The 12,635-nt window shown below is 62.7% G+C and carries 11 protein-coding genes and 1 pseudogene; 2 read left to right on the top strand and 10 right to left on the bottom strand.

The features are described from left to right. Positions 1-141: 141 nt before the first annotated feature. The 3 genes and pseudogenes from BMW89_RS07510 to BMW89_RS07500 all read right to left on the bottom strand — a co-directional run. Positions 142-831, bottom strand: a complete 690-nt coding sequence (locus BMW89_RS07510) for an outer membrane protein (RefSeq protein WP_092024222.1) — start codon at positions 829-831, stop codon at positions 142-144. Positions 832-1,698: 867 nt separating this feature from the next. Beyond that, positions 1,699-2,859 (bottom strand): adenosyl-hopene transferase HpnH, encoded by a 1,161-nt coding sequence (hpnH, locus tag BMW89_RS07505; RefSeq protein ID WP_092024220.1) that lies wholly within the window; start codon positions 2,857-2,859, stop codon positions 1,699-1,701. 77 nt (positions 2,860-2,936) lie between these two features. Next, positions 2,937-3,227: pseudogene (locus tag BMW89_RS07500) on the bottom strand (4-hydroxy-3-methylbut-2-enyl diphosphate reductase); the annotation flags it as partial. Between the two features lie 479 nt (positions 3,228-3,706). Here BMW89_RS07500 and hpnN point away from each other — a divergent pair. After that, positions 3,707-6,295 carry a hopanoid transporter HpnN gene (gene hpnN / locus BMW89_RS07495; protein ID WP_092024218.1) on the top strand — a complete coding sequence of 863 codons (2,589 nt, stop codon included), beginning with the start codon at positions 3,707-3,709 and terminating at the stop codon, positions 6,293-6,295. Here the strand turns inward: hpnN and BMW89_RS07490 are convergent. After that, positions 6,263-6,925, bottom strand: a complete 663-nt coding sequence (locus tag BMW89_RS07490) for a DUF2147 domain-containing protein (protein WP_177195894.1) — start codon at positions 6,923-6,925, stop codon at positions 6,263-6,265. The two genes, hpnN and BMW89_RS07490, sit on opposite strands and share 33 nt — an antisense overlap. A gap of 141 nt (positions 6,926-7,066) precedes the next feature. Here BMW89_RS07490 and hpnO point away from each other — a divergent pair, with 141 nt between their 5' ends. After that, on the top strand, positions 7,067-8,458 hold the full coding sequence (gene hpnO, locus BMW89_RS07485) for an aminobacteriohopanetriol synthase HpnO (protein WP_092024214.1): 1,392 nt from the start codon (positions 7,067-7,069) through the stop codon (positions 8,456-8,458). A 20-nt stretch (positions 8,459-8,478) separates the two neighbouring features. Here hpnO and BMW89_RS07480 read toward each other — a convergent pair whose 3' ends face one another. The 6 genes from BMW89_RS07480 to BMW89_RS07455 form a co-directional block, all read right to left on the bottom strand. Then, on the bottom strand, positions 8,479-8,664 hold the full coding sequence (locus BMW89_RS07480; protein WP_092024212.1) for a hypothetical protein: 186 nt from the start codon (positions 8,662-8,664) through the stop codon (positions 8,479-8,481). Positions 8,665-8,770: 106 nt separating this feature from the next. Then, positions 8,771-9,538 (bottom strand): anti-sigma factor family protein, encoded by a 768-nt coding sequence (locus BMW89_RS07475; RefSeq protein WP_092024210.1) that lies wholly within the window; start codon positions 9,536-9,538, stop codon positions 8,771-8,773. Further along, positions 9,535-10,083 (bottom strand): sigma-70 family RNA polymerase sigma factor, encoded by a 549-nt coding sequence (locus BMW89_RS07470; RefSeq protein WP_177195893.1) that lies wholly within the window; start codon positions 10,081-10,083, stop codon positions 9,535-9,537. The genes BMW89_RS07475 and BMW89_RS07470 overlap by 4 nt, the downstream gene beginning before the upstream one ends. 142 nt (positions 10,084-10,225) lie before the next feature. Next, positions 10,226-10,549, bottom strand: coding sequence for a cupredoxin domain-containing protein (locus tag BMW89_RS07465; RefSeq protein ID WP_092024207.1), 324 nt, complete (start codon positions 10,547-10,549; stop codon positions 10,226-10,228). Positions 10,550-10,573: 24 nt separating this feature from the next. Next, positions 10,574-11,518 (bottom strand): metallophosphoesterase family protein, encoded by a 945-nt coding sequence (locus tag BMW89_RS07460; RefSeq protein WP_092024205.1) that lies wholly within the window; start codon positions 11,516-11,518, stop codon positions 10,574-10,576. Positions 11,519-11,747: 229 nt separating this feature from the next. Then, entirely contained in the window at positions 11,748-12,629 is an 882-nt protein-coding gene (locus tag BMW89_RS07455) for an alpha/beta fold hydrolase (RefSeq protein ID WP_092024203.1), read from the bottom strand. Positions 12,630-12,635 lie beyond the last annotated feature (6 nt).

The following is a 12,635-nucleotide window of genomic DNA, read 5'->3' as shown; positions in this document are numbered from 1 at the left end:
CAAGGTTCGGGGACATGCGAGGCCGCCAATTGCATAGCCACACGTCCAGAATTGCGTTCGTGCAATTCGCATGCGACAAAATGTCGAACAAAAAGCCCGGCATAAAGCCGGGCTCTCCGATCATGGGGTTTAATCCCAACTTCAGAACCGGTAGTTGAAACCAGTGCGAACCAGGTCAAACTTCATCCTGGAAACGTAACTCGTCCCACCTGGGATGACAAAATAGGACTTATCACCCAGATCGACGTGAAGGTACTCCGCTTTGACGCTCCAGTTTTGTCCAACGCCGTATTCAAGGCCGCCACCGGCAGTCCAGCCCGTGTGGGTCTCGCTCTCGGTTGCGCTTGCCGCCTGAATAATCTGGAAAGTATTACGACCCGCCGCGAAGCCGCCGGTGCCGTAAACCAGCAAGCGGTCGAAAGCATAGCCGAGGCGGCCTCTTGCCGTTCCGAACGTGTCGAGCTTGTTGGTGCCAAAGGCGGCTGCGGGGACCAATGCATCAAAAGTGCCGCCGATGCTCGCGGCCTGCATGTCGGCTTCGACGCCAAGCACCCAACCGCCACCGAACTGGAAGTTGAATCCGATCTGACCGCCGCCAAAGAGCCCGTCATGGTCGCGCGATGTTTCAAATCGTCCGAGACCGACGCCGTCGACCACCATCGTTTCGTGGCCGAACGCATAGCCGGCATTCAAGCCGGCGTAAAATCCTGCCCAGTTGTACGCAGCCTGATCAACGGGAGCTTTTGTGTAGGGTGAGGGCGCAAGGTCGGCCGCGAATGCGGTCCTTGTCGCCAGGCCAACGATAGCAAAAACAAACAGGGCGGACTTCATGTCAATCTCCTTGGGCTGAAACTCACCCTAAGGAGTAACGCAGAGGTAGGCTGTAGCTCATCGACAACATGGATGACGGGATTCGGAAATTGAACTACCGGCATTTGACGGTGGTCGCCATTGATGGCTGTGTCCTGCAGCTATGTCGTACTTCACTCACGAGCGCACGGTGTCGCGCGCCGCGAAGAAAAGACCCTCGTACAAAATTGCAGTGACAGTGCTGGACTGGACTGCACCCTTCAAGTGAGACACGATAATCTCGGTGACAGGCATTCCGAGGATGACCTGTGGCAGCGAGAGGGAAGAACCGTCAGTTTCCGACGGCTTACAAACTGACGGCTCTCAAGCGTGCTGTGCGGCTTTGCCGATCTTTGACGAAGCAATCATGGAATGAGGGCCGCTCGTCCATTGGATTTCGGGAAGGTAGAGAGCCGGCGTGCTGCGGTCGAGCGCTTAGCCGGTCCCGTCTTCCGAAGGAGCTAGCATGGCATAGTGCCATTGTTTTGCCCGACGCGTCAACCGATTTTCGTAAAATACGAAATTGTGTCGATCTGAGTCGCGGTCGACTGGCGGCGCGGCTGGTTACGAAAACGAATCCGCGCCGCACCCGGGGCGATCCGTGCCGATTTGCTGCCGATTTGCTCGACGTTGCAACGACCCAACCGATTGGACTTCGTGCCGGTGAGCGATCGCGCTTCTACTGTGCATGGGGTTGTTTTTCATTTTTTGCCGGAGCGCGAGCCGACAATGAGGGAAGGGAGCATCGCCAGCGCATCGATCCGTTCCTCCCGGGCTTGAGCCGGACAAAACAAAAGGCCCGATCGCCATCGGCGACCGGGCCTTTTTCGTTCGTGATGGTTCGCTTGCTTACGCCGCAGTCGAAGCCTTCCGCGCCGCCTTCTCCTGCGCGGCGACGGCTTCGTCCTTGCGGATCTCCGACAGGCGCTTCTGCACTTCCGCCGAGAAGATGTACTGCGCCGGGCGCTGCTTGGTCATGTCGATCTCGGGCGCCATCGGGCCCGTGGTCCTGACGCCGCGCAGCGACACCCACATCGCCTTCAGCGGGTGGCTGATGGCTGCGGTCGCAGCCGTCGGCTCGTAGCCGCAATGGGCCATACAGTCGGCGCACTTCTCGTACTTGCCGGTGCCGTAGGTCTCCCAGTCGGTGGTGTCCATCAGCTCCTTGAAGGTTTTCGCGTAGCCTTCACCGAGCAGGTAGCAGGGCTTCTGCCAGCCGAAAATGTTGCGCGCGGGCATGCCCCACGGCGTGCACTCGTATTCCTGGTTGCCGGCGAGGAAGTCCAGGAACAGGCCGGAATGCATGAAATTCCACTTCTTGCCCTTGCCCATGGCGAAGACGTCGCGGAACAGTTTTTTGGTCTTGGTGCGGTTGAGGAAGTGCTCCTGGTCCGGCGCGCGCTCATAGGCGTAGCCGGGCGACATCGAGACGCCGACACCGAGCTCGACGGTGAGGTCGAGGAACTTTGCGATCTCCTCGGCCGGATGGCCGTCGAAGATGGTGGCGTTGACGTTGACGGTGAAGCCGCGCGCCTTGGCCGCCTTGATCGCGGAGACGGCGCGATCGAACACGCCCTTCTGCGACACCGCCTTGTCGTGATGCTCCTTCAGGCCGTCGAGATGCACGGAGAAGAACAGATAGGGCGAGGGCTCGAACAGATCGAGCTTCTTCTCGAGCAGCAGCGCGTTGGTGCAGAGCGAGACGAATTTCTTGCGCGCGACGAGGCCGCGCACGATCTCGCCGATCTCCTTGTGGATCAGCGGCTCGCCGCCGGGAATGGCGACCATCGGCGCGCCGCACTCGTCAGCCGCGTCCCAGCACTCCTGTGCGGTCATGCGGCGGTTGAGGATCGCATCCGGATAATCGATCTTGCCGCAGCCGACGCAGGCGAGGTTGCAGCGGAACAACGGCTCCAGCATCAGCACGAGCGGATAGCGTTTGCGGCCAAGCAGCTTCTGCTTGATCAAATAGCCGCCGATACGCATTTCCTTGAAGAAGGGGATAGCCATTACAAAGTTTCTTTCTGGGCTTGGAATTCGGGTGGGTCAGCTCGCAGCCAATTGGGCCGGAAGCCTGAATTCGATGTCTCGGGCGCCGAGGCGCCGGCCGTGACGCCGACGGTCCTGGCATCTTTCAACCACTCCGGATTGAGCTTGCTGCCGTCGGTAATCAAATAACGCGCGACGCCGGCCTCAGTGCCGATTTCGCGGAGCCGGTTCGAGTTCGAGCTATTGGCAGCGCCCACCACCAAGATCAATTCGACCAGCTTGCTCAAGTCCCTTACCGCAGATTGGCGGCTCTGTGTCGCATAGCAGATATCCCGGATATCCGGACCTTGAATATCTGTAAAGCGGGCCTGGAGGGCCCCGATAAGTTCCATTGGACGCCCATCACCCAAGTTGCACCAATCCGCTTCGTAGTCCCCAGCGGCACCCCCGGTACTGACCAATCAGCTGCAAAATCCGCACCATTGGCTCGCCCGCGCGGTAGCCGCCCACCCATCCGAGGCTTCGGCGTATGGAGGTACAGCACTTTCTGTCAAAAAAACGGCAGTAAGGAAAGGTTGAATGCAGCTGGAGTTCTACGGCGAGTCGTTCGGCCGGTATTATAGTAAATCCGCCAATGGAACAAAAGGGCGGCACAAGAGGGCGGCATTTGTGCTTACGGCTTCGCCACCTTCCCGCCTCATCTCCCCGGCTATACCGACTGCCCCGCAATGATTTTTTCTTGGCCGCCCGCCGTTTACCTCGAACCTTGTTCCGGCGGTTGCCACTCAAAACAGCAATAGGTTTCGCCCGGGAACTCCGTTAAACAGCGGGCGTTTTCGGCAAGCTGTTAACCGCAGAAAGAAAAGAAGTGCTGCAAAGCGTAGTCGTCGCCATCGTCAGGGCCTGCACCCGGTTTGCCTCCCTCGTCGTCGCTCTCGGGCTCCTGCTATCGGTGGGGGCCGGCTATTACACATCGCAGCACTTCGCCATCAACACCGACATCAACTCGCTGATTGCCCAAAATCTCGACTGGCGTAAGCGCGACCAGCAGTTCGACCGCGCCTTCGACCGCGACGCGACGATTCTCGCGGTCGTCGAGGCCAGGACGCCGGAGATGGCGACTGCGGCAGCGGATGCGCTGTTCGCAAAGCTGAAGGACAACAAGACCGACTTCCAGTCGATACAGCAGCTCGGCACCGGCGAGTTCTTCGAAAAGAATGGCCTGTTGTTCCTGCCGACCGAGGAAGTCGGCAAGACCACCAGCCAGTTCGAATCCGCTGCGCCCCTGATCGAAATCATGGCGGGTGATCCCTCGATCCGCGGCCTGACCGGCGCGCTGGAGACGGGGCTTGCTGGCGTCAAGCGTGGCCAGGTCAAGCTCGACAACACCGAGCGTCCCTTCAACATGATCGCGCAGACGGTCGAGACCGTGCTCAACAAGGGCAATGCGAGCTTCTCCTGGCGCGAGCTCGTCAGCGACGAGCCGCTGACGGATGCCGACAAGCGCGCCTTCATCGAGTTCAAGCCGATCCTCGACTACAACGCGCTGGAGCCCGGCAAGGGCGCCACCGACGCGATCCGCAAGGCGGCAGTGGATCTGGATTTTGCAACCAAATACCAGGCGCGGGTGCGACTGACCGGTCCGGTCCCGATTGCCAATGAGGAATACGCCACCGTCCAGGAAGGCGCCGTCGTCAACGGCATCGGAACTGTGCTGGTCGTGCTGCTCATCCTGTGGCTGGCGCTGCACTCGTCGAAGATCATCTTCGCGGTATTCATCAATCTTTTCGTCGGCCTTGCGCTGACGACCGCTGCCGGCCTGATGATGGTGGGCTCGTTCAATTTGCTGTCGATCGCGTTCGCCGTGCTGTTCGTTGGCCTCGGCGTCGATTTCGGTATCCAGTACAGCGTCCGCTACCGCTCGGAGCGCTACAAGCACGACAATCTCTCCGGCGCGCTGGTGCTTGCCGCAAAGCGCTCCGCGGTGCCGCTGTCGCTGGCGGCAATGGCGACCGCCGCCGGCTTCCTCTGTTTCCTGCCGACCGATTACAGGGGCATCTCCGAACTCGGCCAGATCGCCGGCGTCGGCATGCTGGTGGCGTTCATCTCCAGCATCACGGTGCTGCCCGCGATGTTGAAGCTGTTGAATCCGCCCGGCGAGATGGAGCCGGTCGGTTATGCCTTCCTGGCGCCGCTCGATGACTTCCTGGAAAAGCACCGTGTGCTGGTTGTGGGCGGCACTTTGCTGCTGGCGATTGCAGGCCTGCCGCTGCTCTACTTCCTGAAGTTCGACTTCAACCCGATGAACCTGCGCAACCCGAAGGCCGAGTCGATCGCGACCTTCCTCGATTTGCGCAAGGATCCCAACACGGGCGCCAATGCCATCAACGTGATGACCACGTCGGAAGAGCAGGCCAAGCAGGTCGAGGCGAAGCTCGAGAAGGTGCCTGAGGTGTTGCGCGTGATGTCGCTCAACAGCTTCGTGCCGGAGGATCAGCCGCCGAAGCTGAAGCTGATCGCGCAGGGCGCCAAGGTGCTGAACCCCGCGCTCAATCCCGACCAGATCGATGCGGCGCCGTCGGACAAGGAAAACGTCGATTCGCTGAAGTCGTCGGTCGACAATCTGCGCCGGACCTCCGGTGACACGAAGGGCCCGGGCGCTATCGCCTCTCGCCGGCTGGCGGACGCGCTCGAAAAGCTCGGCAATGGCGACGAGGCCACGCGCAACAAGGCCCAGGACGTGTTCGTCGCGCCGCTGAAGATCGTGTTCGACCAGCTCAGGAACGCGATGCAGGCAGGTCCCGTCACCCTGAACTCACTTCCGCCGGACCTCGTCAGTGCCTGGAAGAGCAAGGACGGCATCATCCGCGTCGAGGCGCAGCCGAAGGGCGATCCCAACGACAACGACACGCTGCGCAAATTTGCGGCGGCGGTGCTCAATGCCGAGCCGACCGCGATCGGCGGCCCGGTCTCGATCCTGAAATCCGGCGATACTGTGGTGAATGCGTTCATCCACGCCGGCATCTATGCGCTGCTGGTGATCAGCCTGTTGCTGTGGCTCGCGCTGCGGCGGTTCATCGACGTGCTGATGACGCTGGTGCCGCTGCTGGTGGCCGGTGCGGTGACGCTCGAGATATGCGTGCTGATCGGCCTGCCGCTCAATTTCGCCAACATCGTCGCGTTTCCGCTGCTGCTCGGCATCGGCGTCGCCTTCAAGATCTATTATGTCGTGGCCTGGCGTTCGGGCAGGACAAACCTGCTTCAGACCAGCCTGACACGCGCGATCTTTTTCAGCGCGCTGACGACGGCAACGGCGTTCGGCAGCCTCTGGCTGTCGAGCCATCCTGGAACGTCCAGCATGGGCAAGCTGCTCGCCCTCTCGCTGGTGACAACGCTTGCCGCCGTGCTGCTGTTTCAGCCGGCCCTAATGGGCAAACCCCGCAATCTCAGGGAGTAGGCAGATGTCGCCGACGGGGTCGGCGACGCCCTTCGGGCCGGGCTTGGCGGCGGCGGCCGTCTTCGGGGCCACTGCTGCGGGCGCTGGTGTTGTGGCACCCGTCGTGCCGGGTGTGCCTTGTTGGGCTGCTTGGGTCCCTTGGGCTTTCGGCGCCGCGCCGGCGGGCTTTGGCGCACCCTTGGCCATGGCGTTGGCGGGGCTCAAGGGGATTGGCGGTCCAACCCGGGTCCAGGTCTCGCCGCCGCAGAGGAAGCCCATCACGCAGCCCTTGATCTCGAGCTGGTCGGTGCCAACAGGCGTGATGGTCGCGCTGTAGGTCTGGCCATCCTGCGCGTTATAGACCTGTCCTTCCCACTGATCGGCGCCGGGCTTCTTCTTCATGTCGATCAGGGTCGGCATGGCCAGTGTCGGCCTGTTCTTTTTCGAGACATCCGGGTTGTTCTCGTCGCGGCCGCCAGGCTGCTTTTCCCAGGAAACGGCGCCCCACATGCTGCCATTGCACTGGGCGACACGGATATTGGCGACGCCGTCGGCGACCCGCCAGTCGCCGGTGGGATCGGCGGCGAGCGCAGGGGTCAGGCTGGTGTAACCAGCAGCCAGTATTATTCCGGTGTAAAGGGCCAAACGCATGAGTGTTCCTTGGCAGTGCAACATGGTTTAAAGCTGTGCTTGCGAAGATGGTCCGAAAAAGGGCAAAAGGCCGCACAGACCGTTTTCCGGAACGGCCCGTTTTCAGTTGACGAAACGGTCCTCAATCGAAGTATGTAGCGGATGCACAGCCCAAATCCAGACATGTCTGAGCTATTCGCGGACCGTCAGGCCCAGCGCAGCGCCCTGCATAATCGGTATCTGAACGAGCAGTTCGTTCGGGTACTGAAGACCATCGGCTACGATGTCGGCTTCCAGAAGGGTCAGGGGCAGTACCTCTACGACCGCGACGGCGCGCGCTATCTCGACCTGTTGTCCGGCTTTGGCGTGTTTGCGATCGGGCGCAATCATCCGGTCATGCGCGAGGCGCTCAAGAGCGTGCTCGATGCCGACCTGCCCAATCTCGTCCAGTTCGACGTCTCGGTGCTCGCCGGCGTGCTCGCCGAGCGCCTGCTGAAATACGTCCCCTATCTCGACAAGGTGTTCTTCGCCAATTCCGGCGCCGAATGCGTCGAGGCCGCGATCAAGTTCGCGCGTGGCTCTACAGGCCGTCCCGGCATCGTCTATTGCGCCCACGGCTATCACGGCCTGACCTATGGCGCGCTATCGCTGACCGGTGATTCGAACTTCCGCACCGGCTTCGAGCCGCTGCTGCCGGGCTGCACCTCGATCCCGTTCAACGATCTGGCCGCCCTCGAAAAGGCGCTGGCCTCGCGCGAGGTCGCGGCCTTCGTCGTCGAGCCGATCCAGGGCAAGGGCGTCAACATGCCCACCGACGAGTTCCTGCCGGGCGCAGCCGCGCTCTGCAAGAAATACGGCACGCTGTTCGTCGCCGACGAGATCCAGACCGGCATGGGCCGCACCGGCCGCTTCCTCGCGGTCGAGCACTGGAACGTCGAGCCCGACATGGTGCTGCTGTCGAAGTCGCTGTCGGGCGGCCATGTGCCGGTCGGCGCGGTGCTGACGCGCAAGGGCATCTTCGACAAGATTTTCAACCAGATGGACCGCGCCGTGGTGCACGGCTCGACCTTCTCCAAGAACGATCTGGCGATGGCCGCCGGCATCGCCACGCTCGACATCATGGAATCGGAGAAGCTGATCGAGGGTGCCGCCAAGCGCGGCGCCGAGCTTCGCCTCGCGCTCACCCGCATGGTGCCCGGCTACGAGTTGCTGAAGGAAGTCCGCGGCAAGGGCCTGATGATCGGCATCGAGTTCGGCCCGCCGAAATCGCTGCGCCTGCGGGCCTCCTGGAACGTGCTGGAGGCCGCCAACAAGGGCTTGTTCTGCCAGCTCATCACCGTGCCGCTGTTCAAGGATCACAAGATCCTGACGCAAGTCGCCGGCCACGGCAGCCACACCATCAAGCTGCTGCCGCCGCTCACCATCACCGAGGAAGACTGCGGCTGGATCGAGAAGGCGTTCGACGACGTCATCGCCGGCAGCCACAAGGTCCCCGGTGCCATCTGGTCGCTCGGCAAGACGCTGGTGGACAACGCGGTGCGGCGGTCGGCCTGACCTTCCGTCGACTGCGTCGATTAGCAACGCCCGGCGTAGTCCCAGATATGAAGCATATTCAGCGTGATTAGGCCTGCAAAGCCGGCAATCACGGACAGGAGCGCGAACCAAATCCATTGCTTGCGCTCCTTGAAGGCCAGCAATGCAGCGCAGCCCGCCGCGAACATCGACGGGAGCGTGGCGCAGATAATCAGTGACGGAACCATGTCTGTCCTCCTTGTGGAGCTGCAATCTGCCGGATTGCGCTCGCGAGGACTGTGAGAAGCGTCACCTCTCTGAACCATGACGCGGAGCTTCGCCCGCTGCCGGCAATTACCCCTCCACACTTGCCTTCATCGCCGCCTCGAACTTGTCGACGAACTCGGCGAGCTCGTCGCCGCCGATATCGCTGACGGCCCAGAAGTTCAGGCCCCGCTCGCCCCAGCGGCGGCAATTGAAGCCCTGCATGGTCTGGGTCTTCGGTGGACGGTGCTCGGTGCTCGACGTCTGCGACACGAACAAATTGATCACGTGCTGCCGGCGCTTGTAGACCACCGCGCCGATGGCGCGGGCGTCGATATAGTCGAGCCGGCCACCGACCAGCGTAAAGCCCTGCGCGGTGAGATCGATCACGGGCGGGGCGACGTCGAGCTTGCCGTTGAACCACGGTTTTACGGTGTGCTGGTCGGTCGAGACCACGTCGATGAGGTGGCCGGCCTGGAGCGAGCGCAGATGGGCGGAGACGACCTCCGACAGGATGCGCTGCTGATCGTCCTGGCGCAGCACCAATGCGACCACGCCGGAGGCGGCGAGCGCGGAGACGGCCGAGCCCATCGCAAAGCCGCGCAGCACCGAGCGGCGGGTCGGTTGCTGGCGCTGCGGTTGCGGCAGCGACGCTTCGATCCGGTTCCGCAGGCTGGCGGGCGCGGTGTAGCGCAGATTGGTGTCGGCGAGCACGCGCTGCATCTCGCGCTGTGCCGCAAGCTCAGCGGCGCAATCCGGGCAGCCGGCGATATGGGCTTCGACCTCGCGCGCGTGGCCGGCATCGAGCTCGTTGTCCAGCAGCGCGTGAAGCAGGATCTTTGCTTCGTCGCAGGTCATCTTGCTTGCTCCTCTTCCGCCGTCCAGGCCGCGCGCAGCATGGCGCGGGCGCGGGCGAGGCGGGACATCACGGTGCCGACGGGCACGCCGGCGGCCTCGGCGATTTCACGATAGGACAGGTTGTTGATCTCCCGCAGCACGAATGTTTCCTTGAACGGTTCGGCAAGCGCGTCGATCAGCTTGCGGATGGCGCCGGCATCGCGACTGCGCAGCACTTCGGTTTCCGGGCTCGCCTCGCTCTCCTGCCATATCGGCGTCTGCTCGGCGGCGCCGGGGGTATCCTCGATCGCGCTGTGCTTGTGGGCGCGCCTTGCATATTCTGCATTGCAGACGTTGCGCAGGATCGCGAACAGCCAGGGCTTCATCGCCGGCCCGCGATAGCTGCCGAAATGCTTCAGCGCGCGCAGATAGCATTCCTGCACCGCGTCCTCGGCATCGGAAGCATCGCGCAGCAGATAGCGCGCGAGCGTGTAGACGTCGTCGAGATAGGGCAGCGCCGCCTCGCGGAAGCGCTGCGCCTTCTGCAAATCGTCGTTGGCGGGCATCGCTCCTCGCTTTGCCTCTTGTTCTGCGCGTCGCGCCGTTTCGTCCCTGTTCGTTTGGTCGGCTTGTGTGACCGAAGGCACACGAGCCCGGCCGGCGTGGGACCACCGGCCGGGCAAGACGTTGATGCCTTGGTTGGAGACGTTACTCAACCTTGATCATCCCCGTCATGTGCGGGTGCAACGAACAAAAATATTTGTAGTCGCCCGCATTGGTGAAGGTGAACGTGAACTTGTCGTCGGTGTCCAGGGTCTTGGACCTGAACTTGCCGGCCGACACCACGGTATGGGGGATGTCGTCCCGGTTGGTCCAGCTCACGGTGGTGCCGACCTTGATCGTGAGTTCGGCCGGCTGGAAAACGAAGTTGTCGATATGAACTTCCATGTCGTCGGCACGGGCAGTTGTTGCGGGCAACAGGATGGCCGCGGCCACGGCGACACCGAAGTCGCGGCGATTGAGTGTCTTCATTGTCAGCTTCCGTTCAGCCTTGCATCAGCCCTGGATCGGCGTGTCGATGATCGCGAGCCGCTGCTCGTTCTGCTTGAAGTTGATGCTGGCAACGCCGAGCATGGAACGCAGTTTTGCGTCCTCGACCTTCATCGGCCCGGGCGAGGGAGCCGTCCCCGGCGCCGGCTGCGGGAAGGCGGTGGAGCGCGCGGTGTGGAAGGTGACGTTGCCCTCGACCTTCTGCATCACCTGGTGGATATGGCCGTTCAGCACGGTGACCGAGCCAAAACCCTTGACGTATTCGAGCGCGCGGCCGCCGTCCTCGGTGCCCCAGCCCCATTCGGGATAGACGGTCCAGAGCGGGATGTGGGCGAACAGCACGACCGGGGTTGATTTCGACTTGCCGCGCAGATCGTCCTCGAGCCAGGCGAGCTGCTCGGCGCCGAGATTGCCGAGGCCGCCGCCCTTGAGGTCAACGACATTGACGAGGCCGATAAAGTGCACGCCGCCGGCATCGAAGGAGTACCAGCCCGCACCCTTGGTGCCGCGACCGTAACGCTCGCGATAGAATTTTACTTCCTCGTCGAGGAAGTCATGCTCGCCGGGCACGTAATGCACGTCGAGCTTGCTCTGCGAGATGATGCGATCGGCATTATCGAACTCGGCGGCCTTGGACAGATGGGTGATGTCGCCGGTGTGGATCATGAAGGAGGGCTTGGCCGGCATCGCGTTGATCTTGTTGATAGCTTCCTCCAGCGTGCCCAGCGCGTTGGGATTGGCCGGCTTGTCGAAGCCGACATGGCTGTCGCTGATCTGGAGGAAGGTCATGCCGGGCGCCGCCGCGGTCGCAGCCTGCGCGGAATCGATGATGCCGAGCGAGCGCGGCACGCCGCCCGTGATGGTCCAGAGCACTCCGGTGCCGGCCCAGGTCATGCATTCCAGCACCTTGCGGCGGCTGACGCCGTCTTCCCCGTGATCGTGTCCGCTCATCGCACGTCTCCACTTCGCCCTGAATTGGGCTTCGGGGAGGTGATCGGGGGAGGGAGGGTCTTATTCCCGGATGTGATGACGTTTTCGTGAGGGGATTTCGGTCTCGTGTCCCGGACGCGGTGCAGCGGCTCTTGGCGGTGCGCCGCGGAGCCGGGACCCACGCCACTGGGTCTGGGCCCCGGCTCTGCGCAGCAGCGTTGCACGCTGCAGCGCGTCCGGGGCACGAGACCTACTTCGCGAACTCCCGGATCGCTTCGACCACGTACTCCGGCACTTCCTGCGCCACGCAGTGCCCGGCTTCTTCGAAGACTAATGTGCTCACGTGCGGTATCAGTGACACGGCACGTCGCGCCATCTCCTTGTAGATCGGCCCCGACTTCGCTGCGGTCGTGACGCGCACCGGGCAGTCGATCTCGGCGAGCGAGGCAAACGGATTGCCGCGGGCATCGCCAACATAGACCTGCTCCATTGCCTCGTAGATCGGACGCAGGATTGCCGACTCGATCTCGGGCGTGCAGCAGAGCCGCACCCGGCCATCGTCAAGCGTCGTGAAGCCGTGGCGGACATAGGCTCGAAGCGAGTTCTCGGTCCAATCGGCAAATGCTGGCGCGGCGCGGTAGCGCTCGAACACGGCGTCGGCACTCTCGAACTCAGCGCGCCGGCGCAAGGTGCTTTGTACGCGGGCGAGGGATTCGTCGTTCAATCCTCCGGAGCGTGCCGCGCGCGGGTCCATCACTGTCGGCTCCATCACGAACAGGCGCGTAAAGCGACCCGGCGAGAGTTTCGCAGCGAGCAGGAGATCGGTCGCACCGGCGCTGTGTCCGATCCCGTAGACGTCGCGAAGCCCCAGTGCATCGATCACCCGGCAAACATCCTCGGCATAATCCAGGAAATGATAGGCGCCGGGCTTGTGGCTGGCGCCATGACCGCGGCGGTCGAGCGCGTAGACGGTGTAGGTCGATGCAAGATCGCGCGCGACCTCGTCCCAGACATCGGCAACGAAGCCGGTGCCGTGCACGAGCAGGGCAGGCGGCTTGCCGCTCTCGCCCCATTGCAACATGGCGATCTCTGCATCAGTGGGGCCGATTGAAAAGCGGTGCGTGCTGATCATGGTGCG

The sequence above is a fragment of the Bradyrhizobium sp. OK095 genome, assembly GCF_900109945.1.
In the GTDB taxonomy this organism is placed as follows: Bacteria; Pseudomonadota; Alphaproteobacteria; order Rhizobiales; family Xanthobacteraceae; genus Bradyrhizobium.
This window is presented reverse-complemented; position numbering and strand designations above follow the sequence as displayed.

Bases quoted from the DNA above. Each gene is read 5' to 3' on its own strand.
- BMW89_RS07490 (WP_177195894.1), bottom strand. From the start codon at position 6,925: ATGCGTTTGGCCCTTTACACCGGAATAATACTGGCTGCTGGTTACACC.
- BMW89_RS07465 (WP_092024207.1), bottom strand. From the start codon at position 10,549: ATGAAGACACTCAATCGCCGCGACTTCGGTGTCGCCGTGGCCGCGGCC.
- BMW89_RS07475 (WP_092024210.1), bottom strand. From the start codon at position 9,538: ATGACCTGCGACGAAGCAAAGATCCTGCTTCACGCGCTGCTGGACAAC.
- BMW89_RS07455 (WP_092024203.1), bottom strand. From the start codon at position 12,629: ATGATCAGCACGCACCGCTTTTCAATCGGCCCCACTGATGCAGAGATC.
- BMW89_RS07460 (WP_092024205.1), bottom strand. From the start codon at position 11,518: ATGAGCGGACACGATCACGGGGAAGACGGCGTCAGCCGCCGCAAGGTG.
- hpnO (WP_092024214.1), top strand. From the start codon at position 7,067: ATGCACAGCCCAAATCCAGACATGTCTGAGCTATTCGCGGACCGTCAG.
- BMW89_RS07470 (WP_177195893.1), bottom strand. From the start codon at position 10,083: ATGCCCGCCAACGACGATTTGCAGAAGGCGCAGCGCTTCCGCGAGGCG.
- hpnH (WP_092024220.1), bottom strand. From the start codon at position 2,859: ATGGCTATCCCCTTCTTCAAGGAAATGCGTATCGGCGGCTATTTGATC.
- BMW89_RS07510 (WP_092024222.1), bottom strand. From the start codon at position 831: ATGAAGTCCGCCCTGTTTGTTTTTGCTATCGTTGGCCTGGCGACAAGG.
- BMW89_RS07480 (WP_092024212.1), bottom strand. From the start codon at position 8,664: ATGGTTCCGTCACTGATTATCTGCGCCACGCTCCCGTCGATGTTCGCG.